This window comes from Bosea sp. BIWAKO-01 (genome assembly GCF_001748145.1).
Classification (GTDB): domain Bacteria; phylum Pseudomonadota; class Alphaproteobacteria; order Rhizobiales; family Beijerinckiaceae; genus Allobosea.
In genome coordinates, this window is record NZ_BCQA01000001.1 from 5915861 (window position 1) to 5942807 (window position 26947).

Consider the following 26947-nt stretch of genomic DNA (forward strand, 5'->3'; position numbering starts at 1 on the left):
GCATCGGCTTTATCCAAAAACCGCAATCCACTTTTCGGGTCGATGCTCTAAAGCCCGCTCCCGCGAGACACGCGGCCAGGATTGCGGCATCAAGCCGTCTCCCAGCCGATTGTCGGCGGCGAAGCCCCCGCTATGGTCGGCCCGGACGCCATGGCGATGAGAGAAGACTGGATGCCCGCGATACCCCTGCCCTTCGTCGTCGCGCTGCTGCTGGCCATCCTGTTCGTCCGGGTCGTGCTTCAGGACAGGACGCTCGTCCGGCCGGCCACCGTCTTCATCGGCGCCTGCATCGTCCTGGTGGTCATGGTCGGCTTGCGCTGGACGATCGATGCACGCTGGGTCCGGTTCCTGCAGCCCGTCATGGCGGCCCTGCTCCCGCCCATCGCCTGGCTCTGCTTTGCAAGGCTGCAGCAGCCGCCCGCGCGCCGATCCTGGCCTCACCTTCTGGTTCCGGTCGCGATCCTCGTCCTCTCCGCCCTGTGGCAGCGCTGGCAGGCGCCGATCGACCTCATGCTGGCCCTGCTCTATTTCGGCTATGGCGCGGCCCTGGTTCGCAACGGCCAGGTCGGGCCCGATCGCTTCGACAGCGTCCGGTTGTCCGATGCCGTGGGCGCCGGCCGCGCCGTGTCCAGCGTCGGCGCGCTCCTGATCTGCTCAGGCATCGTCGATCTTCTGATCGCCGTGGATTCCGGTTCCCATCAGGGCAGCCATGCGGGCACCATCGTTGCGGCCGGCAACCTCGTCATCCTCCCCTTCATTGCCTATGCGATCGCGGTGATCGGCAGGAGCGTACCGGAGGACGAGGCCCGCGATCGATCCGGCACGAGCCAGCCCGACGACCCCGGGCATGCGCCGGGCGCGACAACTCCCGCAGCGACGGAGGAAGACGCCGGCATCATGGCGATGGTCGAGACCGCGATGCGCCAGAAGAAGCTCTATCGCGACCCCGATCTCACCTTGAACCGCCTCGCGCGCCGGCTTGGCGTTCCGTCACGGTCGATATCGACCGCGATCAACCGCACGCTTGGTCGCAATGTGCCGCAGCTCGTCAACGAATACCGGGTTCGGGAAGCCATGCGTCTGCTTGATGAAACCGACCTGCCGGTCACGGCCGCGATGTTCGAATGCGGTTTCCAGACGAAATCGAATTTCAATCGGGAGTTCGCGCGCGTGGCCGGCACGACCCCGAGCGAGTATCGCCGCTCGGGTGGTGCTCCTGCCGGGGCAAACGGCGCTTCTACGGCCTGACCGGAGGCGACCTGGCGAGAAAGCCGATCACCAGAAAGGCGATCTCGCGGTGGATCTCCTGGCGGCCGCGCGGTCCGTCATCCCTGCAGATGATGCCGCTGCCGGGCTCGACCTTTTCGATAAGGGCGACGGCATCCGGCTTGCAGAGCCCGACAAAGGCGAAATGCGTCGCGTCGGGAATGACGACCGAGGTCGCGGACGGCTTCGGCAGATGCTCCGCGAGATAGCCGGATTCAAGCTTCGCGGGTAACCCGTCGATATCGATCCCCGCGCCGATCACCAGGGCCGGCATGTCGAGGCGCGCCAGGCTTTCGGGCGTAAAGCCACGGGCAAGACCGAGGTCGAGGGAGACGAACGCCTTGAGGCGCGGGTCGGCCAGGTTGTCTTCGAGTTCGCGCCTGTCCAGGCCGAGCTCACCCTTGAGGACACAGGCACGGGGGCTGGTATTGGCCTTGCAATCGGTCTCGAACCGTTTCGTGTCGAAGCGCGCGCCGGCCAGTGCCGAAACCGTCCAGCCTCCCAGGGAATGGCCGATCGCGGCGACCCGGCTGATATCGACCTTGCCCGCGAGTGTGGCATCGCGCTCCACGGCGTCGATGACCCGACTCAGATCACGCGGGCGCTCCCACAGCATCGCCGCCTGCGCGGGGGCCATGTCGAATGTCGTCGTTCCCGGATGGTCCGGTGCCGCGACGATGCTGCCGCGTGCGGCCAGCTCCGCAGCAAGCCAGGAGAGATTGCGCCAGCTGCCGCCATAGCCATGCGACAGGACGACAAGTGGCAGATCACCGGAGAGCGGCGCGGCGCCGCGAATGACGGGAACCCCATGGAAGGCCGGGTTCTCTCCGACGATCTCGGTGCCGCCGTCCTGCTTAGTCGGATACCAGATGCTGACCTGGAGGGGTCGCGTCCCGCCAGCGTCGAGCGTCGCCTGCCGGAAACCGACGCCGGCGGCGGAATGGGCAAGGACCGTCGTAATCAGCCAGAAACCGGCTGCGCAAAGGAATCGTCCAGGCATGGAAACCTCGAACGCCGTCCGCCGGAGACCTCGAACGCGATCGAGAACGCCGCTTTCCGCCAGTTTCACGAGGACACCGGGCGCGCTCGCTGATGCGTCCGGCATGGAATGGTCCAGCAGGTATAAGGTTTAGGCATCAAGCTATTGCCCCAGCTGAATTGTCGTGAGAGGCCCCGCCGCTATCGTGGCGCAGCAGGCTTGGCCTGCGGTGATGGCCGGAACCACGCAGCAAACGGCAACACGCCGTAGCGCGCCGGCCCCTAATGACAGGGGATTTTCCGATGAGCTTTCCTTCCCGGCGCCTGGCGCTCGGTGTCGCCGCCCTCGGACTGGCTGCGTTGAGTGGCTGGACCGCACAGGCCCAGCAGCCGGATCTCAAGAGCCTCTCGGGCAAGACCATCACCATCGGCATCCATAACCGCTCGCCCTGGGGCTATCGCGACAAGGACGGCAATGTCGTCGGCTATCACCCCGACCTCGTGCGTGCGGCGCTGGCCCCGCTCGGCGTCAAGGCGATCGAGTTCACCGTCGCCGATTTCGGCGCGCTGATCCCCGGCCTGCTCGCCAGCCGCTTCGACATCATCGCGTCGGGCGTCGCGATCACCCCGGCGCGCTGCCAGCAGGTGCTGTTCAGCGAGCCCGACCTCTCGGCCGGCGACGGCCTGCTCGTGCTCAAGGGCAATCCGCTCAAGCTGCACAGCTACGAGGACATCGTGAAGAACCCGAACGTCAAGCTCGGCGGCGGTCGCGGCACGGAGAATGCGAAGAACGCGCTGGCCGCCGGCGTTCCCGAAGACCGGCTGCTGCTCTTCCCGAACAACGAGGCCGTGGTCAGCGCCATGCTGGCCGGGCGTGTCGATGCCGCGACGCTGTCGGCGCCGAGCGTCGCCGGGCTGATGGAGGCCGGCGGCATGAACGCGATCGAGCGCGCTCTGCCCTTCAAGGGCTATGTCAAGCCGGGCGGGCAGGAATACATGATGGCGACCGCCGTCGTCTTCGCGCCGAAAGACAAGGAGCTGCAGGCCCTCTACAACGCCAGGCTCGCCACGCTGAAGACCGACGGCACCATGAAGACGATCATGGCGAAATACGGCTTCACCGATGCCGAGATGCCGCCCGAGGCCTCAACCGCCGATCTCTGCGCGGCAAAGCCATGAGCGCCGGCCCAAAAACGCCAGCCCGATCATGAGCTTCGCCGACGTCCTTGCAGGGATCTATCAGGGTTTTGGCGTCACCGCCTCGGTGACGCTGCTCGGCATGGCCTACGCCGTGCCCTTCGCCTTCATCGCCGGCGTGCTGCAATTCAGCACGCGCGGCTGGCCTCATGCGGCCATCACCGCGGTGATCGAGTTCTGGCGCTCGTCGCCGGTGATCATCCTGCTCTACGCGTTCTATTACACGCTGCCCGGCTTCGGCATCCGGCTTTCGGGCCTCGCGGTCGGGGGGCTGGTGCTGGGCCTCAATATCGGCGGCTATGGCAGCCAGGCGGTGCGGGCCGCCCTGCAGTCGCTCGATCGCGGCCAGGCCGAGGCCGGGCGTTCGCTCGGCTTCCGGCGCTGGCAGATCCTGCTACTGATCGAGCTGCCGCAGGCGCTGCTGGCGATGATGCCGACCTTCGTCAACCAGTTCATCCAGCTGGTGAAGAGCACGGCCCTGGTCTCGCTGATCACGCTCAGCGACATGACCTTCCGGGCCAAGGAAATCTCGCAGCTCCATTACGACCCGGTGAAGGTCTATACCGGCCTTCTCGTCGCCTATTTCGTGCTCTGCTATCCCGCGACGATCGTCGGGCGCTGGCTCGAGCGCAAGGTCGGCGCCGGGCGGAAATTCGCCCATGACGTTTGACCCTGCCTTCGCCCTCTCGATCGTGCCGCCGATCGCGCGTGCGCTGACCACCACGCTCGCCGTCACGCTGCTGAGCTGCGTGTTTGCCGCCCTGCTCGGCTTCGGGCTGGAGATCACCCGCCGCTCCAGCAAGCCGATGCGCTACGCGATGCGCTTCGTCATCGACTTCATCCGCTCCACGCCGGTGCTGGTGCAGCTCTACTTCCTCTACTACGTGCTGCCAGTCTACGGCATCAAGCTGCCGGCGCTGGTCGTCGGCGTCGCCGCGCTCAGCCTGTATTACTGCGGCTATCTCGCCGAGGTGTTCAAGGCAGGGATCGACGGGATTCCCAGGGGGCAGTTCGAGGCCGCCAAGGCGCTCGGGCTCAACCGGACCAAGACCGTGCTGCTGGTGATCGCCCCCCAGATGCTGCGCAACATCGCCGCGCCGATGGGCAACTACTTCATCTCGATCTTCAAATCGACGCCCTATCTCGCGGTCATCGCCGTGCCGGAATCCTTCGGTTCGGCCCTCGACATCGCCTCCGACACCTTCCGCTACGGCGAACCGATGGCTGTCGTCGGCGCGCTCTTCCTCGCTATCGCCATCACGCTCTCCTTCCTCATCCGCAAATTCGAGGCGCGTCTGGCGCTCTCGGCCCAGCGCTGAGTTCCGTCCAGGCCATGAATCCTGCCCGGGCGTTGAATCCTGCTCGGGCGCAGCGTTCTGCCCGGGCATCACCGCAACCCACATCATCCGAGACCGATCATGGACCAGGCCTTCCTCGACCAGCTCACGCAATGGCGCCGCCAGCTGCATGCGCAGCCCGAGCTGTCCGAGCACGAGCATGCCACCTCCCGCTTCGTGCAGGAGAAACTCACCGAACTCGGCATTCCCTTCGTCGCGGGCGTCGGCGGCACCGGTGTCGTCGCGACGCTGTCCCGGCCGGGCTCGAACCGGACCGTCGGCCTACGCGCCGATATGGACGCGCTGCCGATCCAGGAGCTGAACACTGCAGCCTACGCCTCGCAGACGCAGGGAGCCATGCATGCCTGCGGCCATGACGGCCATACCGTCGCCCTCCTCGGCACGGCCGCTATGCTCGCCGCCGACGAGGGTTGGAAGGGCCAGGTCCAGTTCATCTTCCAGCCCGCCGAGGAGAACGGCGTCGGCGCCAAGGCGATGATCCAGGACGGGCTGTTCGAGCGCTTTCCGATGGAGCGCGTCTTCTCCTTCCATAACTGGCCCGGGCTCGAGGCCGGCACCATTGCGGTGCATGACGGGCCGGTCATGGCGGCGGGCGGGCGCTGGAGCGTCACCCTGCACGGGCTTGCCGGCCATGCCGCGATCCCGCACCAGACCCGCGACCCGATCGTCGCCGCCGGGCACCTGATCGTCGCGCTCCAGACCATCGTGGCGCGCAATGTCGATCCGGTCGACGCGGTCGTGCTCTCGATCGGCCAGATCAGCGGCGGCGTCGTCAGCAACCAGATCCCTGAAAGCGTGACGCTGCTCGGCACCTTGCGGACCTACCGGCCCGAGGTGCGCGAGGCGGTGATCAAGCGGATGGAGAGCATCATCGCCGGCATCTGCGAGGCCTATGGCATGCAGGCTGATGTCGAGATCCTGTCGACCGGCCGGCCGATCATCAACACGCCGGCGGAAGCCGCGCTCTCGGTGCAGGCGGGACAGGCGATCGGGGCGCCGGTCCGGCGCGATGTGCGGCCGAGCACCACCGGCGACGATTTCTCCTTCCTGATCAAGGAGCGGCCCGGCGCCTATGTCTGGATCGGCAACGGCCCGGCCGGTCCGGAGGGCGAGCTGCACAATGCCCGCTACGATTTCAACGACGCCATCCTGCCGGTCTGCGTCGGCTGGATGAGCGAGGTCGCCAGGCGCGCGCTCGCAGACGCCGCGTGAGCCATAAGGACCGGGCATCGTCTCATGCCCCCAGCCTGATTGTCCCGCCCCGCCAAGCGCTTACACCTTGTCCCACGAAAGGGATCAGCCATGCACGACCTCACCCGCTGCGTTCATCATCCGGCCGTCAACGAGGAGGGCTATGCCAGCCTCGCCGTGCCGACGCATCGCGCCTCGACCATCGTCTACAAGGACGCCGCGAGCTTCGCGGCCCGCAAATATCGCGGCTTCGACGGCTATACCTATGGGCTGCACGGCACGCCGACGACCCGCACGCTGGAGGCGCAGCTCACCGCGCTGCATGGCGGGGTGCGCACCGTGCTGGTGCCGTCGGGCCAGGCCGCGGTCACCATCGTCATGCTCTCGGTGCTGCTGCCCGGCGACAAGGTGCTGATCCCCGACCACGTCTACCCGCCGGTGCGCAGCTTCTGCGACGAGTACCTGAAGCCGCGCGGCATCGATTATGGCGTCTATGACCCGCTGATCGGGGCCGGCATCGCCGACCTGATCGACGACGCCACCAGGCTGGTCTGGGTCGAGTCGCCCGGCTCCGGCACGATGGAGGTCCAGGACGTGCCCGCCATCGTCAAGGCGGCCAAGGCCAAGGGCGTGCTCGTCGGCTGCGACAACACCTGGGCGACGCCGCTGATCTTCAAGCCGCTGGCCCATGGCGCCGATTTCGCCTGCGAGGCGCTGACCAAATATGTCGGCGGCCATTCCGACCTGCTGCTCGGCTCGGTCACCGTCTCCGACATGGCGCTGCGCGAGAAGATGAAGGAGACGCTGCGCGCCTTCGGTGTCGGCGTCTCGCCGGATGAATGCCAGCTCGCTCTGCGCGGCATCGAGACCATGGGCCTGCGGCTCACCCATATGGGCAAGGTCTCGGAGGATTTCGCCCGGCGGCTGACGCATTCGCCGGCGGTCGAGGCGGTGCTGCACCCGGCCCTGCCCTCCTGCCCCGGCCATGCCCTCTGGAAGCGCGACATGGGCCGTTCATCAGGCGTCTTCAGCGTGGTCCTCAAACCCGTCGCCGAGGCGGAACTCGAAGCGGCACTGACCGCGCTCAAGATCTTCGCGATCGGCGCCTCCTGGGGCGGGACGCGCAGCCTGATCGCGCCGATGGCGGTCAAGGGTGACCGGACCGTCAGCCCCTGGACGGCGGAGGGCACCGTGCTGCGCATCAGCATCGGTATCGAGGACCCCGACGACCTCTGGAACGACCTCGACGCGCTGCTCGTCGCGCTCGAACGCAGGCCGGCCGCCAAGGTCGCCTGAGACACTCGACCCGAACCGAAGACCGACGCGGCGGGAGCAGGCTTCCGCCGCGCAGGGAGAACTGTGCCCGGAACCAGGCAGCAAGAAGACCAGCAAGAACAAACAAACAGTGAGGGAAGCTACAATGACACGCCCATTCATCCGGCTTGCGGCCGCCGCCCTGGTCGCGACCTGCGCTGCGGCCTCCGCCCAGGCGGCGGACACGCTCAAGACCATTCGCGATCGCGGCAAGATCATCTGCGGCACGAGCAACGGCGTCCCCGGCTTCTCGACGCAGGATGCAGCCGGGCGCTGGCAGGGTTTCGATATCGACATCTGTCGCGCGCTCGCCGTGGCGATCTTCGACGATTCCGAGAAGGCCGCCTTCGTGCCGTTGAGTTCCAAGGACCGCCTGATCGCACTCCAGGCCGGCGAGATCGACGTCCTGCCGCGCACCACGACCTGGACGCTCGCGCGCAATTCCGGCCAGGGCGTCACCTTCACAGGCGTGAATTATTATGACGGCCAGGGCTTCCTGGTCCACAAGAGCCTGGGCGTGACGAGCGCGACCAAGCTCGACGGCGCCTCGATCTGCGTGGCGCAGGGCACGACCAGCGAGCTTAACCTCGCCGACTTCTTCCGGCGCACCGGGATGAAATACGAGGTCGCCGCCTTCGGCACCCCCGAAGAGGCGCTGAAGGCCTATGAGTCCGGACGCTGCGACGCCTACACCACCGATGTCTCGGCGCTCTCGGCCAATCTCCTCAAGTTCCGCAATCCCGACGAGCATGCCGTGCTGCCCGAGATCATCTCGAAGGAGCCCCTCGGCCCCTGGGTGCGCAGCGGCGACGATGCCTGGTTCAACCTGGTGCGCTGGACGCTGTTTGCCCTGATCAATGCCGAAGAGATCGGCGTCACCAAGGCCAATGCCAGGGAGCTCGCCGCGAACTCCACCAATCCGGAGATCCGGCGCTTCCTCGGCCGCGATGGCCGATATGGCGAGGCGCTTGGCGTCCGCAATGACTGGGTGGTGCGCGTCGTCTCGGCCGTCGGCAATTACGGCGAGAGCTTCGAGCGCCATCTCGGCCTGAACTCGCCGATGAAGCTGCAGCGCGGGCCGAACGCACTCTGGACCAATGGCGGCCTGCAATACAGCCCGCCCTTCCGCTGAGCGCAGGCGTCACGCCGCCCTCAGCGGCGTGACGATCAACTGATCACTCGACGTAAGAGAGCGGGCCGCCTCGGGACTGCGGGAGCAGACGGGGCGGTCCTGCCGCTTGCGCGCCTGGAGGCCCCTTCCCACAGCACCCGGAATGGGGTTCAGCGCTTGAGTTGCCCGGCCAGCGGTTCGAGATTTGTGACCCTGCGGCCGAACCAATGCCGAATGGTCTCCCTGCTGGTCGACAGTTCGATCCCGTCCGGATCGAGGCCGCTGACGCGCCAGTGGCCCGGGCCGTTTCCTGCCAGCGCGGCCAGAGCCGAGAGTTCGGCGGCCGAGCGGTTCAGGCGATCGATCTCGCCGCTTGCGCCAGACATCAATGCTTCCGCCCCTGAAAGCTCCGTCTTCAAGGCGGCTGCCGTCACTTCATTGGCATTCTGCGCCGGGCCGCCATTGATCTGCAGGGCCTCGACCTCGACGCGATAGAGGCAGGCATCGGGCAAATCGAGATAGAGCTTCGCTTTGGGGTAGCGACGGGCATATCGCTCCTTCGCGTCAGCCTCCTCGGCAGCCGGGATCAGATGCGCGCGGCCGACCAGCGTCAGGCGTGGGCGCGTGAGCGCATCCGGAGCGCCGGCCTCGGCGAGCCCGAGCGAGACACGGTTGTCGGCTTCGATATTCCGAGCGTGAACGGCGAGCCTTGCGACGAAGAAGAACGGAGTGCCATCCGGCTCGACCGCCAGGTTGGTCGCCATCGTATAGGGATAGCCGCTTTGCGGATCGAGCGTTGCCAGGGCTACGAGCCGGGCCGTTCTCAGCAAGCTCCGGGCTTCCTGCATGGCCTCGAAGGGACGGGCAGCAGCCAGGTTGAGTTCGATTCCACGGGGCGTGATCGGAGTCGTCGGCTGCAGCTGCATGGTTCGTCTCGCATTGGTTGAGCGGGGCCGAGATCTACACGCCGCGCCAGCGTGGTCGATATATCCGATCGTGCGAGCCGGCCCTGCTTCAGGGCTCCTTGCTCGACGGCCGTTTCCCCTTATGATCAATATCATCGCTGGCGGGTGTGACGCGCCGCTCGGCTGGTACTGCCCGTCATCGGGCCGCCATCGGCATCCTCCCCAGACCCCGATCCCGAATGGCTGGCGCATAGGCCGGGGCGAACGGCCCGATCGCACCCCATGCGACGATCGACCTGCCAGGAGCGTTCCACATCTAGCTGGTGGCCCTTGAAGCGGCGTGGCTAGCCGGCGGTGCCGGCAACCGGTATTCCGCCCCGACATCCGCCGCAGCACGTGCCAAGGGAAACAGGCAATGGTCAGCATTCTCGGGATTTCCGGCAGCCTGCGACGCGGCTCCTACAACAGCGCCCTGCTGCGGGCGGCCCAGGCGTCGATGCCTGACGGGGCGGAACTGGTCGAAGGCAGCATTGCCGGTATCCCGCTCTACAATGCCGATGACGAGGCCGAGACCGGCATTCCGCCTGCAGTTCAGGTCCTGAAGCGGCAACTTGCTGAGGCTGACGGGCTGATCCTGTTCACGCCGGAATATAACAATTCGATCCCCGGCGTGATGAAGAACGCGATCGACTGGCTGTCCCGCCCGGCGAGCGATATCGGCCCGCTCTTCGGTGGCCGCCCCATCGCCACTCTTGGCGCCTCCATGGGCGGCTTCGGCACCGTGCTGGCACAGGAGGCCTGGCTGCCGGTGTTGCGGACGCTCGGCACCCGTCCCTGGTTCGAGGGACGCATGCTGGTCTCGCGCGCGCAGACTGTGTTCGATGAAGCGGGCGAACTGAACGATCTTGCTACCCGGGATCGCTTGCGCGCCTTTCTGGTCGGCTTTTCCGCTTTCGCGACGTCGCAGGCGCGCTGAAGGCCCCTGAGCCTACAGACAATCCAGCCGTGTGATGATCACGCCTGTCCGGTCGATCTCGAAGCTGCGCTCGTCGACATAGGTCACCAGGGCGCCAGTATCGAGCGTATACGAGGTGCTGCTCAGGCCGGGGTAAAGACGCCAGACAATCACGGTATACCGGTTGCCGTCACCGTCCTCGCAGGGCTCGCGGTAGAGTTCGGTCGGCATGGCTGCGATCGAGCGCGGGCGTGCCGGCAGGATCGCCTTGCGACCAAAGGACCAGCTGGCCCGCCATCTCGGATGATACGCTTTCGGCAGAACACCCATCTTCGACACCGCAACGCCACTCCCTGAACTCAACGATCGGGCGGCTCGCATGTTCCCTGCCGTCTCCGATGTTCCCCAAGGTCAGGCGCCGGGTCCATTCGCGGGCGGATCGGGGCCGGGCATCGTAGCCTCGGGGGAACGGAAAAATGGCGCAGCGCTCTGTCAGCCGAACCGCATCCGGTGCTATGCCGGGACGCAATTTTGAAGGCTTGCCAGGAACCGATCGAGCGCTGCACACTCCAATGGATTGGGGATACAGCCACGCTGGAGGCCTCGCCTATGCCCGAGTTTCCCATCTTGCTTGTCATCCGGACAGATCGGGAGTTCCGCTTGGTTTGCGAACGGATCGGACAGCTCGAAAGCAAGCCGCCAAGCCCGATCCGAACGATAGAATTGCGACGGCTCAGAACGGCTGCGCTGCACTATACGCGTCGGGCGCCGGAGCAGCACCAGACAGCCAATACGGCCAGGGTTTCCGCACCCGTGTCCGCAGTGCCAAGAAGACAGAACGCCAGCACGTGAAAGCGGCCGGGAGCGCTCCGTTCAGCCCCAAACGAGCCGAGATCTCCAGCCCCCGTCGCCAAGGATGTCCTTTCAGAGCGTTGGCGAGGCCTCAGGCCCGCCTGACTGCGGCCCTGGGCTTGATGAAGACGGAGGTCACGGCGGGTTCGGTCGCACGGATCCGCCTTTCGATCCGTTCGACGCTGGCCTCGATCCCGCTCGTGGTCAGGTCATCCTCGAACTCGAGGCTCAGGGCGACGACGATCTCGTTGGGACCGAGATGGACCGTCGTCATGCCATTGACCGTCCTGACCTCTTCGTCGGCGCGGACGATCTCCAGGATGGCGCGCTGAACCTCCGGGGTCGCGGCCTCCCCGAGCAGCAGCGCCTTGCTCTCGCGGGCGAGAAAGATGGCGGTGGTTCCCAGAACGGCCGCGACGCCGAGCGAGGCGACGCCATCCAGGATCGGCTGATCGAACCATGCGGCCGCCGTGATGCCGACGAATGCGATGGCAAGGCCGATCAAGGCCGCGGAATCCTCGAAGAGAACGGAGAAGACGGTCGGGTCCTTGCTCTGCCGGACCGCGTCGAGGTAGCCGAGCTTGCCCTTTGTCCGTTGGAACTGCTTGAGAGCGACGCGCCAGGAATAGCCTTCGAAGACGAGCGACAGCCCGAGCACGACGTAGTTCACCAGCAGGTTCGTCGCGCGGCGGGGGTCGAGGATATGGATGACACCCTCATAGAACGACACGCCGGCCCCGACGGCAAAGACCATCAGGGCTACGATGAAGCTCCAGAAATAGAGTTCGCGACCGTGGCCGAGCTGATGCAAGGCGTCAGGCGGGCGCGCCGCGCGCCTCAGGCCATAGAGCAGGAGCAGGCCATTGCCGGTGTCGACCAGCGAATGGATGCCCTCGGACAGCATCGCCGAGCTGCCGGTAAAGGCGGCCGCCCCGAACTTCGTCACGGCGATCAGCAGATTTCCAGCGAGGGCGGCGTAGATCACCTTGTGCGAGCCGGTATGTGCTGCCATGCCGGTGATCCCCGCCTGGTTCGGTCAGTGCCGACGGGCTCGCCCGGCGCCGCGCTAATGCGTCAACGTACTCACTTCGTCCTGGGTCAGCGGCTCGCCATCTGCCGTGATCTGTTCCACCCGCCCCTCGAACAGGTCCTCCGCGACGGCCTCCAGGGCGTGTTCGATCGATGGATACTCCATCCAGTAGACAGTCTCGGCTTCGCCCGCATGTTTGTCACGCGCACGGAGCAGCACGCCGATCTCGACGCCGGCGTATTTTGCGATCACGTCGACGGGTCTCATGGGGCTCACTCCTCCGTTGCGTGTCGAAGCGTAACTGTTGGGGCGTGGCGCTGGTTCCGTTGCGCCCGGGAGCGGAACGCAAGCGCGCAGCGTCGAAGGCCGGCCAGGGGACGGGAGCGGAGGCCAGCCCGGTCCAGGAGCGGCGCCGCACCGGGACCTGATCGCAGGGGCGCAGTCCCGATGCCGCCGCCCACCCTTCCCCTTCCCCTTCCCCTTCCCCTTCCCCTTCCCGTTCCCCTTCCATACTCCCGCCATGTTTTGGGGGCGCAGTCCGTCCTGCGATGACGCCTGATCGGCGAATCTCATGCTCCGTCCTGCGCCTCTGATCAGCCAACGATTTGCCAACGCGCTCGGGAGATCGCCTGGCGTGCCGATGGCTCCATCGGGGGTTTCCGGCCGCAGACTTCCGAGCCCACGGAATGGGCATGGTGCCGGATAGACAGCTTCATCAGCACGACCAGGGCAGGCCGAGGAGGATGCGCGATGCATGATCTCACCATAAACGGCCACTCCCTCTCGGTTGACGCTCCCGACGACATGCCGCTGCTCTGGGTGATCCGGGATATTCTCGGCATGACCGGAACCAAATTCGGGTGCGGTATCGCCCAATGCGGCGCCTGTACCGTTCATATCGACGGCGAGCCGACCCGCTCCTGTATCACGGCGATCAGCGATGCCGCGGGAATGTCCGTTACGACGATCGAAGCGATCGGCGCGACACCAGCCGGCAAGGCGATCCAGGCAGCCTGGTTGAACCTGGAAGTCGTGCAATGCGGCTACTGCCAATCCGGGCAGATCATGTCGGCGAGCGCGCTCCTCGCCGGCAACCCAAAGCCCACCGACGCCGATATCGACGCCGCCATGTCCGGCAATATCTGTCGCTGTGGCACCTATTTGCGCATTCGCGAAGCCATCAAGCAGGCCGCGGCCATCGCTGGCGCGCGGTGAGGGCCAGAGCCATGGCACATGCAGAAAATCTCGGGGATCACGTCGTTTCGCGTCGGTCGTTCCTCCATGCCAGCGCTGCCGTCGGCGGTGGCTTGATGATCGGCTGGCCCTTGCAGGTGGGTGCCCAGCCAGCCGAGCTCGCGCAAGCGAAACCCTTTGCGCCCGGAGCCTTCATCCGCATCGACCGCATGGGAAAGGTGACCGTCATCTCCCCGATGATCGAGATGGGTCAGGGCACCTACACGTCGCTGCCGATGCTGGTCGCCGAGGAACTCGACGTCGACATGAGCCATGTCGTGGTCGAACCTGCCCCTGCGAATGCAAAGCTCTACGGCAATCCCCTGATCTCCGGCGTGCAGATGACGGGCGGCTCGACTTCGATCCGCGCATTCTATCTGCCGCTGCGCCACGCCGGTGCCGCCGCGCGAAAGATGCTGATTGCCGCAGCCGCGGCCAGGCTGAACGCGGATGCTGGCAGTCTGACGACGCAGCCGGGCTATGTCGTCCACGCTGCAAGCAGCCGCCGGATCGGCTATGGCGAGCTCGTGGACGCCGCGGCCAAGCTTACTGTCCCGAGCGATGTCACGCTCAAGGATCCCGGCAGCTTCCGGATCATCGGCACGCCGGCCAAGCGGCTCGATGCTTCGGCCAAGGTCAACGGCACGGCGATCTACGGCATCGACGTCAGGCTGCCTGGCATGAAGATCGCCACCGTCGCCGCGTCTCCTGTGTTCGGCGGCACGGTCGCATCCTTCGATGAGGCGGCGGCGCTCAAGGTTCCGGGCGTCCATCAGGTCGCGAAGCTCGACAACGCCATCGCCGTCATCGCCGATCACTATTGGGCGGCGAAGCAGGGCCTCGAGGCCTGCGCCGTCAGGTTCGAGGATGGACCGCATGCGGCCACCTCCATGGCCGACATCGTGGCCGCCCTGGCAACGGCTTCGGAAAGACCCGGCGCCGTTGCCACAAATGAAGGTGACGCGATCGCCGCCCTCGCCAAGGCCGCGACCAGGGTTGCGGCGATCTACGAGGCCCCGTTCCTGGCCCACGCCACGATGGAGCCGATCAACTGCACCGCCGAGGTCACGAGCGACGGCTGCGATATCTGGGTCGGTTCGCAGGTACCCGATATCGCCCAGCTCGTCGTCTCGAAACATCTCGGGCTGAAGCCGGAGCAGGTGCGGGTTCACAACCACCTGCTCGGCGGCGGTTTCGGGCGCCGGCTCGAAGTCGATTTCATCGCCCAGGCGGCGCTCATCGCCAAGCAATCCAAGGGCCCGGTCAAGGTTGTCTGGAGCCGGGAAGAGGACATCCAGCACGACATGTACCGGCCGTATTACTATGACCGCATGAGCGCCGGGCTCGATGCCCAGGGCATGCCGGTCGCCTGGAACCACCGCATCGCCGGCTCGTCGATCATGGCCCGCTACTTCCCGTCGGCCGTCAAGGACGGCGTCGATCCCGACGCGGTCGAAGGAGCAGCGGAAATCCCCTACGCCATTGCAAACATGCATGTCGATTATGTCCGGGTCGAACCTCCGGGTATTCCGACCGCGTTCTGGCGCGGCGTCGGTCCGACCCATAATGTCTATGTGGTCGAGAGCTTCATCGACGAACTCGCCGCGGCCGCGAAGAAGGACCCGGTCGAGTATCGACGCGCCCTTCTGGCTGGAAATCCGCGTGCGCTCCATGTGCTGGAACGTGCCGCGCAGAAGGCAGGATGGGCCAAACCGCTGGGGCCACGCCAGGGGCGCGGCATCGCCTTGTCGCAATCCTTCGGCAGCTATCTCGCCGAGGTCGCCGAGGTGACGGTCTCGAAGAGCGGCGATGTCCATGTCGACCGCGTCGTCGCGGTCGTCGATTGCGGGGTCGCAGTCAATCCCAACACCATCGCGGCGCAGATCGAGAGCGGCGTCGTCTTCGGCATCACCGCGGCCCTGTACGGCGAGATCACCCTTAGGAATGGCAGGGTGGAGCAGAGCAATTTCGACAGCTACCAGATGCTGCGCATCGATGCGGCCCCGACGATCGAGATCGAGATCGTTGGGAGTAGCGAGGCCCCTGGCGGCCTTGGCGAACCCGGCACCTCGGCGCTCGCGCCCGCCGTGCTCAATGCAGTCCATGCGGCCACCGGCATCCGGCTCCGCAAGCTGCCGATCAAGCCCGAGATGCTGATGGCGGGATGATCAGCAGCAGCCCCCCGGCGGTGCCCTGCCCCGTCCCATGCGGCAGGGCTGCTCGGTACGTCCACCGACATCGCGCCTGCTGCGACGGTCCGGCGATACCAGTCGCTCCAAAGCCACATCCGCACGTCCTGAAAGCCCGGCGCGCAAGATTAACGACCGTGTAACGCCGGATTAACGCCAGCGAATACGCTACCTGGACTAGGATTTCTCCCAAGTCGCCTCATTCCCAGTGATGGGCAATGGGATTCGCGGGGGAAACATGAATATTGCAAATCGGCCCAGCGCCGCGCAGATCGTTCCCTCACCGTTCTCTCCCCGCATTGCGCAGGGCGGCGGGATCGGCCGCCCTCTCGGGGGATGGCCCTGGCCGGCGCCCCTGCCCAGGCCCGAGACCCATTCGCCAACATGCGCCTCGCGCAGCATCGTCTGGCCGTTCCCCCCAGGCATGGAGTGTTTCGCCGCCTGGAAGACGGCGCTGTCGCGCCTGGTCGACTGCGCCATACCGGCCGATGCAGACCCGGCCCTGTTCGATTTTCACGGCCGCTCCTGGCAGCTCCCCGAGGCCTTCGTGCAGGTCAATGGCGGATCGGCCATGTCGATGTCCCGGACCCAGCGCGTCATCGACGACCGGCCGATCTCCCAGATGTCGCTCTATGTGCTGACAAGCGGAAGCGCAGTCGCCGATTATGACGGACGCAAGCGCAGCCATGGCCCGGGCGACGTCGTCGCCGTCGACTATTCGCTGCCCTATGAATCCCGTACGCCGGGCTATGAGGGGATCACGCTCACCTTCGACAGAGCCAGCGCGCCGGCCGGACTTCAGGGCGATGTGCATGGCATGGCGCTCTCGGCCCATAGCAGCGCGGGTAAGCTTCTCGGCACCCTGATCCGGTCGCTGGTGGAGCATATCGACGGGCTCAGCGTCGACCAGGCACAATCGGCCGTCGACGGCATCCTGCGCTTTGCCGCAGCCGCCCTTCCCACCGGGGCGCCGAGGCGGGAGCGCGAGGATGTCCCCCTCTTCGATCGCGCCCATCGGCTCGCCCGAGGCAGGCTGTCCGACCCGGATTTCGGCCCCGACGACCTGATGGCCGCGCTGGGCGTATCGCGCTCGAAACTGTTCCGTGCCTTTGAGGCTCATGGCGGCGTGCGGCGCTGGCTGCTCGGCATCAGGCTGAGCGCCAGCCTGCAGGTGATGATCAGGTCTGCGGGAAAGCTGAAAATCTCGGCCGTCGCGCATCAGCACGGATTTCGCAGCGAGGCCCATTTCAGCCGTGCGTTCCGGAAGCGCTATGGCATGAGCCCAAGCGCGGCACAGGCCTCGACCCTGCACGCGCATGGCAGCCTGGCCTATCTGGGCTGGGCGGAGGACGAAGTGGGAACCGAGGGTTCGACAGCCGAAGCCTGGCTCGCCACGGCTCGCACCGGAGACTGGGCAGGGGCAGGACGAGGGCGCTCATCGCGCGTCTGAACCGGCGTTTCCGGGCCTGCATTCTCATCGTCGGCGCCCCTTCCGAGCCTCTCGGCACTGGACTGCCCTCAAGCTCTACCGAAGCGGCGCTGCCCGCGCCTTGCCTGCCGATCTCATCTTGATGACCCGACGTCCCAATGCGTGGCTCCTCCCGGTTCGGGGCCGTGACAGCGCGGTCGATATCGGGGATCGAGCGTTGCGGATCGGATCCGAAGCCTCCCGGCTGACCCCAGAGGCCGGGTCGATCTGCCCGAAGACAAGCAAGACCAGCCTTCGGCAAGAAGGCGCGAGCGACAAGTACCGGGTGGGGCGCGACGATTTCATGCAGAAGCCGCAAGATCGTGGAGCGCCTGGGGAGCCCCCCGTGCCGACGCAGCCTTCCTATCTGGGCCAGGCTCTCCGCAAGGCATGGGCCTTGGTCACGCTGGCGAAGCGGCGCTCGCACGAGGACGCACCATGGGACGGTCAGGAGGTCTTCGACATGCTCGGTGGCTGGCAAGGCACCGGCGCGAGGCGGCGCAATCGCGAGCGGCGCGCGATCAGGAAACAGGCGCAGCGCCAGTCGTCATTACCGGAGGTCGGGCTCGGGATTCCAGGTTTCCATCGCGATCGCGAACCGAACGCGGATGCGGCCGCTGAACCCGCAGCTCGACAGAAACATGTGAGGATGCCCGGACGATCGGGCTCGTCACGGCCCCGCCGGAATGGCTAAGGCTGAGCCTCATCGCCTCAGGAGATTCGCCTTGTCTGCCCCTGCCCCTTCCCTCGCCTGGTCCCATCTCGCCGGGCGCGAAGTCTCGACCTCGTCGGAAGAGTGGCGGCACGAATGCGAGATCGCCTATCTGCTGGCGATGCCGACCGCGAAGCGCAACACCTTCCTCGATGGCGTTCCCGGCTCAACCGATCGCGAAGAGCGCGGCATCAAGGGCGTCCGCGGCGAAGCGGCGGTGGCCAAGCTTCGCGCCGAAATCATCCGCCTGCACGGTCTCAAGAACAAGACCTAGATCACGCCGGATTTGGACGAAATCGTCTAAATGCAGAAAATGCGATAGAATCCAATATTTCAGAGCATGCTCAGCGCGAAAGACCGTTGCCGCGCTTTCGCAGCATGCTCTCGCGGCGTGGCTCGTCGCCGCTCGTCTCAGCCGTCATTCGACGAGTTGAGATCCTCGGTCTTCAGCGTGTCATCGCCGACGAGGCCCGCGGCCTGGCGCAGCGCGTCATTGACGCGGTCCTGCCAACCCGGTCCGCCGCCCTGGAAATGATCGAGCACATCGCGATCGATCCGCAGCGTCACCATCTCCTTGGCGCCGGGAAGCGCGGGCCGCTTCTGGATCACCGGCGGCGCCTTCGGTGCGGCCGGCTTGAACAGGGCTTCCGCCTGGTCGCGGGCGCTGGTCGGCCGGCGCGGTCTGTCGATACTCATGATGCGTCCCTGCTCTTGCTGCGGGCTTTCCTGACGACGTCAGGCTCGTTGGTCAATCGCTCGCGGCGTTCCGTCTTCTCTGCCGTGCTTGCGTCCATCTCGCTCATGGCGTGGTCCGCCGCGCGAGCGGCGCGGGCTCGCACCGTGCTGGCGCTGACCTTGAGCGAGGCATGTGACGCTGTCGGGACAATTGTGGGCACAAAGCCTTTCCGCAGCCGCACGCCCGCCCCCTCGCCATTCTCGGCGATGAAGATGATGCCGGCTTCGGACAAGGCGGCCTGCATCTTCTCGACGCTGCTCATCCTTGCATCCTGGCCGGCCTCGAAGCGGTTGACGGTATTGACGCCGACGCCTGCCTTCTGCGCCAGCTCGGGCATGCTCCAGTTCAGGGCCGCACGGGCCATTCGGCATTGATATGATTTCATATGGTGGTATTATCACCATATACGATTAATATCAAGTTTCCTTGATCACGATGTTCGCGACCGGGTCTTTGGCTGGGAGGGACATTGTTGAAAACCAAGGAGCGCCCTGGGAGGGCGCCTCGTTCCGCGTCAATCCGGCTGTCTCCGAACCCGAACTGGTGAAAATGCCCCCCCAGGAGCCCATGGATTGCTTGGCGGGCGGGCGTTGAGCCCCGCGTCCGGTCGAGCTCGTCCCCGGTCTCGTCACGATCAAGCGGACGAAGTTCGCCCCCTTGGAAGTGGCGCGATCTATCAGGAACTCCTGCGCGCGAAGCTGACACGACCTGTCAGCGAAATGTCAGCGAGGCGGATGTAGGATCGACCATTGAACGGGACGAACGGCGGCGATGGCGCAGTCACGACCCGTGTGCAGGTGACGCGATGATTGCGGGGGACGAAACGCCCACAAGGCCCTGGCGACATCAGGTCCTGCTCGTTGCCGAGGGCGACGATTTCCTCTGTAGGCTCGAGGAGATGGACTCCTGGCTCGAGCGCTGGAAGATCATGTACCGCGTCGTCTCGGTGAAGCGGGACGAGGGCGCCATACGGATCTGTTTTCGCGAGGCGAGCCTCGCCCACGCCTTCCATGAACACCTTGGCGGCAAGCTCGTGCCGCCTGACCCGTGCGCCGTCGCACTGGCGGCCGATCCCCTCGCCGGGTCAGGAAACCCGCTCGCACTGAGAGCCGCCGAAGCGTGATCCAGCTCGCCTCGTTCGCGTAGCCTCTGCGCGCGGCGCGGAAGGCCGGCGGAGCCCGCGCAAGCCTGCCGCCGCATGCCGCGTTGCGCCGCTCAATAGCCCAGCGCGCGGAGCAACATGATCCGGAACGGATGCGCGAACGCGTAGACCACGAGAATGTTCGCGATCATGACCCCGATCCAGATATGCCGACCGGATCGGGGCATCTTATCCAGCAGCGTGCCGGCGCTGTCCTGTCACCGGGTCAGCGGCGCCAACACGGCTGCTGCGAGGATCACGACGATCGCTGTCCGGAACAGAACCCAGTGACAACGCGTCATCGTCAGGTCGGATCTTGATTGCGCATTCATGGGCAACTCCCTCACGCACACTCAAACGACGGGGCGGAGGCTGGCGCCGTTGCCGGCAAAGGACAAGCAGAAACGCACGAATTCGGCTTGCAGAGGCGCAAGTATTCGGCGCCAGTTGCTTAAGCGCCACACCTGGGACGCAGCGCCAGAATGCAATCGCAGGTCGATTTCTTGCCGCCCCCTCCCCCGAATGCCAGGACATTCCGCGAATACTAGAGTGACAGCCAGACGGCTGGCGGCGGGATTCAGAGCAGCCGGGTCAGAACCGGGGCACGCCCCAAGGGCCCCTGGGCGGCCCCTCTTGGACCTTCACAGCACAGACAGGCGCCGCCCGCCAAGGGCGAGCAGTCTCTGCATCGATCAGGAGACGACCTTATCCGCCAGGAACGACCCCACACCCGCGCTCACACCGATAAAAGTCATAAACTGCAAAGTCTCCCCCCAAGACTCTACGTCGAACATAATGAGATAGAGCAAGGTCAAGACCATCATAAAGGTTTGACCAAACAGCATCCTGAAGCTCTTCTCATGAGCTATGGCAAGCGCTCTAAATCTGCTCTCATGAACTATGAAAAGCGCTCGCAACTTAGCCAACGTCACAATGCCCCCCATTTCCTGCCCGCAGAACGCCGTGGCCTGGATGCTGGATCGCAAGCTGCAGTTCATTCCTGCAGATGCGCCCCTGGGTTGCAATATCGGCCAAGGGCGAGCCGCGGGCTTTTTTCCTCACGTTGCGTCAACAATACAGCCCGCCGGCCGCAAGAACGCGCCAGGTTTGGTCGAACCTGCTCATGGCAGGCCCTCATCTCGATGAAGGCCCGCCGCCCGCGGCGGGATTGGACGGCAACTGCGCCGGGATCGGCGTCGCGACAGGGAGGAGCCGCCGTCCTGGCGAAGCAGCCTTCAGGTCACGCCCCGACGATCGACGAGACGTCGATCGCATAGATCTGCCGCTCATGCTCGTGCATCGAATCGATGCAGACGGTGCGGCCGTCCTGGCTCCAGCGCGGATGCAGGTCGCAGCGGTTCTCCTTCGTCAGCTTCGGGTCGGCATAAAGGGTGCCGATATCGTAGCGGATGTCGTTGGCGACGTCGTAGAGGATCAGGATCCGCTCATTGCTGACAGGGTCGGGATAGGTGTCGGTCAGCAGCCAGCGCTGATCGACCGGCGAATAGGTCATGTGCCCATTTTCGGTCAGCACGCCCTTGCCGACGATGGAGACAAGGGCAGGCTCGGCATCCTCGTAGAGATGGTAGTGGATCGCGCCTGCATGCGGCCCCCAGACGATGATGTGATCATCATCGCGCCAGAGCGGATGGGAGATCTGATATTCGGACTTCTCGTAGTCGAAGGTGCCGACCGCGGTCGGGTCGAAGTCGTCCTGCAGCTGCGGCAGCGGATGGTCCGAGCACTCCAGCAGCCTGATCGAGCCGCCATCGGGATCCATGGTGATCAGCCGATGCAGGAAACAGGTCTCGTCCTCGACGCGCTCGGTCCAGCGATGCAGGAAGAGGATGCGGTTGGAGGACGGGTTGATCTCGATATGGCTGACCCAGTGGATCGCCTTGGCCATCGACGGGCGGTGATCCAGCGCCTTCAGATCGGCATAGCTGACGAGCAGCCTGGTTTCCCCGGTCTCGAGATCGAGACGGTGGATGCCGTCATCCCCCGGGCAAGGCTGCAGGTCGGCGCGGCGCCCGGCGAGGCCGGCATAGCCGATCGTCTTGTGGGTGACGTAGAGCCGTTCATAGTCGACGGTCAGCGCGTAGCGACCATTCGGGGCCGCGACATAGATCGGCGTGTCCAACTGGCGCGAGCAGCCGCTGGCGCGGTCGAAGATGACGGAACCGAAGCCGGGATAGAGGCCAGTGCTTCCATCGGTGCGGATATTATAGATCAGCCTCTCGCTGCGTGCCGCGTCGAGCCATTGCAGCTGGCTGCCCATCTGCCAGTTCCAGGCTGTCGTGCGGCCGCAGACATGGAACTCGCCGCTGCCTGCCAGGTCGAAATAGCCGATCTCGGCGACGCTGTCGGGCGCGAGCTCGAAATCGCGCGCAGCGACGCGGTGCCCGAGCAGGATGCGGTTCCCTGCGCCCCAATTGGTCTTGTCGTAATAGCCGAAGAAGTGATGGCCGGCGCCGTTGCCGATCCGCGAGATCGGACAGGTTCGCGGGATCGGTTGAACCAGACTATGCATCGGCGTCACTTGTGCTCTCGAGAGGTCCGGGCGGAGCGCCGCCCGTAGCGGTTGTTTCCGCCGAGCCGGCGAAGCGAACAGGCGCCGAGAATATGGTTTCGGGGGAATACGAAAAATTCTTTTTTGAAACGTCTTTATACAGAAATGATATACACTGATTCAGATGCTGGGGAGGACGAGGTTTTATGGGCAGGCCACTGAACTTCCAACAGATTCAGGTCTTCAAGACGGTCATGGAAACCGGCACGACGACCAAGGCCGCGATCGCGCTCAACACCACCCAGCCCTCGATCAGCCGCAAGCTCGCCGACCTGCAGCAGGCCACTGGCGTGCAGCTCTTCGAGCTCCATCACGGGCGGCTGCGCCCGACGCGCGAAGGGCGCCATCTCTACCAGTCGGTCCGCAAGCATTTCGAAGGGCTCGCGAAGATCGAAACCGTGGTCGGCATCCTCAGGAAATCGGGTGCAGGCGTGCTGCGTATCGGCAGCACGCCGACGCTCGCCACCGGGCTGCTGCCGAAGGTGATCGAGCGCTTCATGCAGCGCTTCCCCGGCACCTTCATCAGCCTGCAGACCGAGGCGACGCCCCAGCTCGAAGACCATCTGCGCCAGGAGCTGATCGACCTCGCCCTCACCACCGGGGCGATGGATACGGCGTTGTTTCAATGCTCGACGATTGCCCGGGCCAAGGCCGTCTGCATCGTGCCCCACGACCATGAACTCGCCCGCCTGCCCTCTGTCGATCTCGACACGCTCCAGCGCTTCAGGCTGATCCTGCTCAACGACTCCGACAACATCGTCATCCGGATGCGGGAATTGCTGGGCGAGAACGGCTATCCCGAGGATGTCGCGGTTGAGACCAATTCATCGATCACCATTTGCGCGCTGGTCGCGGCCGGCGTCGGGATCGGCGTCGTCAATCCGTTCATCGCCAATACTTTCTCGGGACAGTTCGCGATCAAGGACCTGAACCCGCCGATCCCGGTCGAGGTGTTGCTGGCGCAATCGATCACCATGGCGCCGTCCATGCTGACCAAGGCCTTTTCCGAGATGCTCGTGTCATAGGCATCCCGGGGAAGACGCATCGCGCGATGCCGGCCGTCATAACGCCTGCGGCCTGCCCTTGCGCGCCATGGCCAGGACCCGGTCGAGGATCGTGTCGGTTTTACCGAGCCAATCCGACATCCGGGCTTCCATGGCGATATCGGGGGCGATGCCGAAACCGTCATACATCTCCCCGCTCTTCTGGAAGGAGGCCATCGTCGAGAGCCGCACCCTGATGCGGCTCTGCGGCAGCAGGAACGGGATGCTGTTGCCGCTGCGCCCGTTGCTGGCCGAGCCGACCAGCGTGACGTTCCGCCAGCCCTTGAAGGTCGACACGAAGATGTCGCCGGCGCTGCCTACGCCCCAGTCCATCAGGACATAGACCGGCCGGTCATAGTGCGGCTTGCCGGCAACCGCGCGCAGCACCCCGAAATACCAGTCGGTGAAGTCACCATCCGGCACCTGCCATTGCGGCTCGAACCCGGCAAGAAGTGCCTCGAGCGCGATCCTGTCATCGGCAGGGAGATCGGGGTCGGCCCGATAGGACATCGCCTTGTCATCGACCTTGAGAAGATCGACGAGGCTTTCCAGCGGGGTCTCCACCGGAGCCCGCAGCCTTGCGACATTATGGATATAGGGGCCGTCCTCCGGCGTCATGAAATAGGGAAAGAGCGCCGACAGGCACTCCCGCGTACCGCCGCCACATTGGCGCGCATCGATGATCAGGGCATCCGTATCGCGCAGCGGCGCCATCAGCTCGTCGATGCGTGCAGCCAGCGCGCTGTCATTCTGGGAATGGATGCGGAGATAGCCGATATTCCCCGGCCGGATGCCGCTTTCGGTCGGCAGCGGCAGCAAGGGCCCGGGCGCCATCGGCGCCGCCGCGACCGGTACCAGGACCGTCCTGACCGACTGATTGCCGGCGTCGCAGAGCTCGAATGCGATATTCGGATCATCGCGCAGCCCGAGCTCCCGGCGCATGTAGCTCACATGGCGGAGCAGCCGCAGAGCACGGGTGAGGCGCTGCGAGCGCGAGGCATAGGGGCCGCTCGTGATGTCGCCGGCTTTCTCCAGCCATTGCAGGAACGGCAGGCCGTCGATCGAGCGGACGAACGGATGCGCGCCATCGAGCAGGCGCCGCGTGTCCGGATCAAAGGCAAAGGCCAGATTGTGTTCGACGCCGATCGCGACCGGGCTATGGCCGTCCGGCAGAACCTGCATCCAGTCGACGACCTGGGCGTGTGAATCGCCGAGATGCTGGACGAGCTTCTGGACCTGAAGCGTGAGATTGCGGACAGAAACCCGTTCCGGAAGCCGCTCAGCCATAGCCTGGATCGCCCGCTCGTAGGGATAGCCGACTGCCGCCACATAGGAATGGCGGGTGCGAATGATCTCCTGCAGCGTCGCCAGATCGGCCCGGGCCTCCTCAGCTGCGATCAGTCGTTCAAGCGGGCCGGGCTCGACGAGGCGGTTGTTCAGGAAGGCTGCGAAGGCGGTCATGGCATCCAACGGTTCTGACGATCGATTGTGGTGATCACGGTCGACGGGGCCGTCTGCCCCCCGCCCCGATTCCATCTGCCGTGATGGGCTTCGGCTATCGCCGGGGCGGCCGCGCCGGCCGCCTTTCACTGGTGTTCGCGAAGCTCGGGCGCGGCAGGAGAACGACCGGGAGGCAGGCCGATCCCGGCGTCCGGCGAGGCCGGCTCGGGATGATGGCAGGCCGCGAGATGCGCGCCCGCCGCACCATCCGCCGTGAGTTCCGGGCTAACGCGTGCGCAAAGATCCGTGGCTTTCCAGCAGCGTGTCCGGAAATGGCAGCCCGAGGGCGGATCGGCGGGATTGGGCGGGTCGCCCTGGAGCGTGATGCGCTGGCGCTGCCGGCTGGCCTCGCGCCCCCTGGCCTGCGGGATCGCCGAGATCAGGGCCATCGTGTAGGGGTGGCGCGGCTGCGCAAAGATGGCGTCGCGGGGACCCATCTCGACGATACGGCCGAGATACATGACAGCGATCCGGTCGCTGACATAGCGAACCACCGAGAGATCGTGGCCAATGAAGACGAAGGTCAGGCCGAGGTCCCGGCGCAATTCGCCGAGCAGATTGAGCACCTGGGCCTGAACCGAGACGTCGAGCGCCGAGACGGGCTCGTCGAGAAACAGGACTTTTGGCTCCAGGATGAGGCTACGCGCGATGCCGACTCGCTGGCGCTGGCCGCCGGAGAGTTGGTGCGGATAGCGATCGCCATGTTGCGGATCGAGCCCCACCTTCTCGAGCATCGCCAGAACGCGCTCATGCCGTTCAGAGGCGCGCGGAGAGAGCCCGGCGATGCGCAGCGGCTCCTCGACGATTTTGTGCACCGTCATGCGCGGATCGAGCGATGCGAACGGATTCTGGAAGACCAGCTGCACGTCCTGGCGCCAGCGCCGCAATGCGCGCGCGTCCATCTGCAGGACGTCGCTGCCCTCGTAGAGGAAGGATCCGCCCGTGGCCGGCACCAGGCGCAGCAGGGCGTTCAGCAGCGAGGATTTTCCGCAGCCGGACTCGCCGACGATGCCGAGCGCTTCCCCGCGCCTGACCGAAAAGGAGACGTCCGACACTGCCTGGATCGCCCCGACCTGCCGCCGCAGCAGGCCGCCGCGAACCGGGTAGTGACAGACCAGACCGTTGACCTCGATCAGCGGCGGCGAGGCGTCAGCCGCTCTAGGCGACGGCACGGCTGGCATCGGCGAGAACCTCTTCACTGAAATGGCATGCGACGCGCCGGCCGGGCGCGATCTCGCGCAAGGCAGGGCGTGTCTCGAGACAGGACTGCCGGCGCAGCGGGCAGCGCGGCGCGAACCCGCATCCCGGTCCGGCGGTCGCGAGGCTGGCTGACAGGCCGGGGATCGAAGGCAGCGTCTGCACGCTGCTGTCGAGATGGGGAACGCATGCCGCCAGGGCCCTGGCATAGGGTTGGGCCGGGTTGGTCAGGATCTCGTCCGGCGTCCCCGCCTCCACGGCGCGTCCGGCATAGAGCACGATGACACGGTCGGCGACCTCGGCGACGACACCGAAATCATGGGTGATCAGCAGCAGCCCCATGCCGCGCTCCTGCTGGAGGCCGACGAGCAGGTCGAGAATCTGGCGCTGGACCGTGACGTCCAGCGCCGTGGTCGGCTCGTCCGCGATCAGGAAGGCAGGCTCGAGCGCGATCGCCATCGCGATCATGGCGCGCTGGCGCATGCCGCCCGAGAATTGATGCGGATAGGCGCCTGCCCGCTCCTCGGCGTTCGGCAGGCCGACCTTCTTCATCAGGGCGATGGCCTCGCGCCTTGCGTCAGCCGCGGTCGCCCCGCGATGGACCCGGAACATCTCGGCGATCTGCCAGCCGATGGAATAGACCGGATTGAGCGCGGTCGGCGCATCCTGATGCACCATCGCCATTCTGGAACCCCGGAGCATCCGCCGCCGCTGCGCCGGCATGGTCAAAAGGTCCTCGCCCATGAAGCGGATGCTTCCGCCGGTCACGCCTGCGGCCGGCGGCAGGATGTCCATGACCGCAAGGGCGGACATGCTCTTGCCGGCGCCGGATTCACCGATCACGGCGACCACCTCGCCGGGGCGCACCTGAAAGGACAGGTCCGCCACGATCGGGACCGCGCGCGGCCCGCGCCCGAGCGCCACCGAGAGCGCCTCCACCTCGAGAAGCGGCTCCCCGCCACTGATTGTCTTGAAGCCAGTCATCGTGCTGCCGGGCATGGT

General features: G+C 65.7%; 25 protein-coding genes. 14 read left to right on the plus strand and 11 right to left on the minus strand.

Features of this window, described 5'->3' with window-relative positions:
- Positions 1-171 precede the first annotated feature (171 nt).
- Complete coding sequence (locus tag BIWAKO_RS27550) at positions 172-1248, plus strand: helix-turn-helix domain-containing protein (protein ID WP_069882855.1); 1077 nt, start codon at positions 172-174, stop codon at positions 1246-1248.
- Here BIWAKO_RS27550 and BIWAKO_RS27555 read toward each other — a convergent pair.
- Entirely contained in the window at positions 1238-2266 is a 1029-nt protein-coding gene (locus tag BIWAKO_RS27555; RefSeq protein ID WP_069882856.1) for an alpha/beta hydrolase family protein, read from the minus strand. The genes BIWAKO_RS27550 and BIWAKO_RS27555 overlap by 11 nt on opposite strands.
- Before the next feature lie 281 nt (positions 2267-2547).
- Between BIWAKO_RS27555 and ehuB the strand changes: the two genes are divergently transcribed.
- The 6 genes from ehuB (at position 2548) to BIWAKO_RS27585 (ending at position 8436) form a co-directional block, all read left to right on the plus strand.
- On the plus strand, positions 2548-3423 hold the full coding sequence (ehuB, locus tag BIWAKO_RS27560; RefSeq protein ID WP_069881361.1) for an ectoine/hydroxyectoine ABC transporter substrate-binding protein EhuB: 876 nt from the start codon (positions 2548-2550) through the stop codon (positions 3421-3423).
- A 28-nt stretch (positions 3424-3451) separates the two neighbouring features.
- A complete protein-coding gene (locus BIWAKO_RS27565; protein WP_069881362.1) occupies positions 3452-4111 on the plus strand; it encodes an amino acid ABC transporter permease in 660 nt (219 codons plus the stop codon).
- Complete coding sequence (gene ehuD / locus BIWAKO_RS27570; RefSeq protein ID WP_069881363.1) at positions 4101-4760, plus strand: ectoine/hydroxyectoine ABC transporter permease subunit EhuD; 660 nt, start codon at positions 4101-4103, stop codon at positions 4758-4760. The genes BIWAKO_RS27565 and ehuD overlap by 11 nt, the downstream gene beginning before the upstream one ends.
- A 99-nt stretch (positions 4761-4859) precedes the next feature.
- Positions 4860-6011, plus strand: coding sequence for an amidohydrolase (locus BIWAKO_RS27575; RefSeq protein WP_069881364.1), 1152 nt, complete (start codon positions 4860-4862; stop codon positions 6009-6011).
- Positions 6012-6101: 90 nt separating this feature from the next.
- Positions 6102-7286: a cystathionine beta-lyase gene (gene metC, locus BIWAKO_RS27580; RefSeq protein WP_069881365.1), complete on the plus strand. Its 1185-nt coding sequence runs from the start codon at positions 6102-6104 to the stop codon at positions 7284-7286.
- A gap of 124 nt (positions 7287-7410) precedes the next feature.
- The gene (locus BIWAKO_RS27585; RefSeq protein WP_069881366.1) at positions 7411-8436 is read left to right on the plus strand and encodes an amino acid ABC transporter substrate-binding protein; all 1026 of its coding nucleotides are present in this window, start codon (positions 7411-7413) and stop codon (positions 8434-8436) included.
- Between the two features lie 149 nt (positions 8437-8585).
- On the opposite strand, the gene BIWAKO_RS27590 is transcribed toward BIWAKO_RS27585, so the two are convergent.
- A complete protein-coding gene (locus BIWAKO_RS27590) occupies positions 8586-9341 on the minus strand; it encodes a HugZ family pyridoxamine 5'-phosphate oxidase (protein WP_069881367.1) in 756 nt (251 codons plus the stop codon).
- Positions 9342-9735: 394 nt separating this feature from the next.
- Between BIWAKO_RS27590 and BIWAKO_RS27595 the strand changes: the two genes are divergently transcribed.
- Positions 9736-10296 (plus strand): NADPH-dependent FMN reductase, encoded by a 561-nt coding sequence (locus BIWAKO_RS27595; RefSeq protein ID WP_069881368.1) that lies wholly within the window; start codon positions 9736-9738, stop codon positions 10294-10296.
- A 12-nt stretch (positions 10297-10308) separates the two neighbouring features.
- Here the strand turns inward: BIWAKO_RS27595 and BIWAKO_RS27600 are convergent, their stop codons facing one another.
- The 3 genes from BIWAKO_RS27600 to BIWAKO_RS27610 all read right to left on the minus strand — a co-directional run bounded on the left by BIWAKO_RS27600 (position 10309) and on the right by BIWAKO_RS27610 (position 12424).
- Positions 10309-10614 (minus strand): hypothetical protein, encoded by a 306-nt coding sequence (locus BIWAKO_RS27600; protein ID WP_141740257.1) that lies wholly within the window; start codon positions 10612-10614, stop codon positions 10309-10311.
- A 604-nt stretch (positions 10615-11218) separates the two neighbouring features.
- The gene (locus BIWAKO_RS27605) at positions 11219-12139 is read right to left on the minus strand and encodes a cation diffusion facilitator family transporter (protein WP_069881370.1); all 921 of its coding nucleotides are present in this window, start codon (positions 12137-12139) and stop codon (positions 11219-11221) included.
- Positions 12140-12193: 54 nt separating this feature from the next.
- Positions 12194-12424 carry a hypothetical protein gene (locus BIWAKO_RS27610; RefSeq protein WP_069881371.1) on the minus strand — a complete coding sequence of 77 codons (231 nt, stop codon included), beginning with the start codon at positions 12422-12424 and terminating at the stop codon, positions 12194-12196.
- A gap of 483 nt (positions 12425-12907) precedes the next feature.
- Here BIWAKO_RS27610 and BIWAKO_RS27615 point away from each other — a divergent pair, with 483 nt between their 5' ends.
- The 4 genes from BIWAKO_RS27615 (at position 12908) to BIWAKO_RS27635 (ending at position 18033) form a co-directional block, all read left to right on the plus strand.
- Complete coding sequence (locus tag BIWAKO_RS27615) at positions 12908-13372, plus strand: (2Fe-2S)-binding protein (protein ID WP_069881372.1); 465 nt, start codon at positions 12908-12910, stop codon at positions 13370-13372.
- 11 nt (positions 13373-13383) lie between these two features.
- Entirely contained in the window at positions 13384-15558 is a 2175-nt protein-coding gene (locus BIWAKO_RS27620) for a xanthine dehydrogenase family protein molybdopterin-binding subunit (protein ID WP_069881373.1), read from the plus strand.
- 445 nt (positions 15559-16003) lie between these two features.
- Positions 16004-17029, plus strand: a complete 1026-nt coding sequence (locus tag BIWAKO_RS27625) for a helix-turn-helix domain-containing protein (protein WP_141740258.1) — start codon at positions 16004-16006, stop codon at positions 17027-17029.
- A 743-nt stretch (positions 17030-17772) separates the two neighbouring features.
- Complete coding sequence (locus tag BIWAKO_RS27635) at positions 17773-18033, plus strand: DUF7696 family protein (RefSeq protein WP_069881375.1); 261 nt, start codon at positions 17773-17775, stop codon at positions 18031-18033.
- A 137-nt stretch (positions 18034-18170) separates the two neighbouring features.
- Here BIWAKO_RS27635 and BIWAKO_RS27640 read toward each other — a convergent pair whose 3' ends face one another.
- Positions 18171-18455 carry a BrnA antitoxin family protein gene (locus BIWAKO_RS27640; protein ID WP_069881376.1) on the minus strand — a complete coding sequence of 95 codons (285 nt, stop codon included), beginning with the start codon at positions 18453-18455 and terminating at the stop codon, positions 18171-18173.
- Entirely contained in the window at positions 18452-18859 is a 408-nt protein-coding gene (locus BIWAKO_RS37430; RefSeq protein WP_069881377.1) for a helix-turn-helix domain-containing protein, read from the minus strand. Before BIWAKO_RS37430 ends, BIWAKO_RS27640 begins: the two co-directional genes overlap by 4 nt.
- Positions 18860-19300: 441 nt before the next feature.
- Here BIWAKO_RS37430 and BIWAKO_RS27650 point away from each other — a divergent pair, with 441 nt between their 5' ends.
- Positions 19301-19618 (plus strand): hypothetical protein, encoded by a 318-nt coding sequence (locus tag BIWAKO_RS27650; RefSeq protein ID WP_069881378.1) that lies wholly within the window; start codon positions 19301-19303, stop codon positions 19616-19618.
- Positions 19619-20876: 1258 nt separating this feature from the next.
- On the opposite strand, the gene BIWAKO_RS27660 is transcribed toward BIWAKO_RS27650, so the two are convergent.
- On the minus strand, positions 20877-22166 hold the full coding sequence (locus tag BIWAKO_RS27660; RefSeq protein WP_069881380.1) for a TolB-like translocation protein: 1290 nt from the start codon (positions 22164-22166) through the stop codon (positions 20877-20879).
- Between the two features lie 185 nt (positions 22167-22351).
- Here BIWAKO_RS27660 and BIWAKO_RS27665 point away from each other — a divergent pair, with 185 nt between their 5' ends.
- Positions 22352-23230 carry a LysR family transcriptional regulator gene (locus BIWAKO_RS27665; protein WP_069881381.1) on the plus strand — a complete coding sequence of 293 codons (879 nt, stop codon included), beginning with the start codon at positions 22352-22354 and terminating at the stop codon, positions 23228-23230.
- A 36-nt stretch (positions 23231-23266) separates the two neighbouring features.
- Here the strand turns inward: BIWAKO_RS27665 and BIWAKO_RS27670 are convergent, their stop codons facing one another.
- From BIWAKO_RS27670 to BIWAKO_RS27680, 3 genes are all read right to left on the minus strand, one after another.
- Complete coding sequence (locus tag BIWAKO_RS27670; protein WP_069881382.1) at positions 23267-24709, minus strand: S41 family peptidase; 1443 nt, start codon at positions 24707-24709, stop codon at positions 23267-23269.
- A 125-nt stretch (positions 24710-24834) separates the two neighbouring features.
- On the minus strand, positions 24835-25929 hold the full coding sequence (locus tag BIWAKO_RS27675) for an ABC transporter ATP-binding protein (RefSeq protein WP_069881383.1): 1095 nt from the start codon (positions 25927-25929) through the stop codon (positions 24835-24837).
- Positions 25907-26944 (minus strand): ABC transporter ATP-binding protein, encoded by a 1038-nt coding sequence (locus BIWAKO_RS27680; protein ID WP_244523567.1) that lies wholly within the window; start codon positions 26942-26944, stop codon positions 25907-25909. The genes BIWAKO_RS27675 and BIWAKO_RS27680 overlap by 23 nt, the downstream gene beginning before the upstream one ends.
- Between the last annotated feature and the right edge of the window lie 3 nt (positions 26945-26947).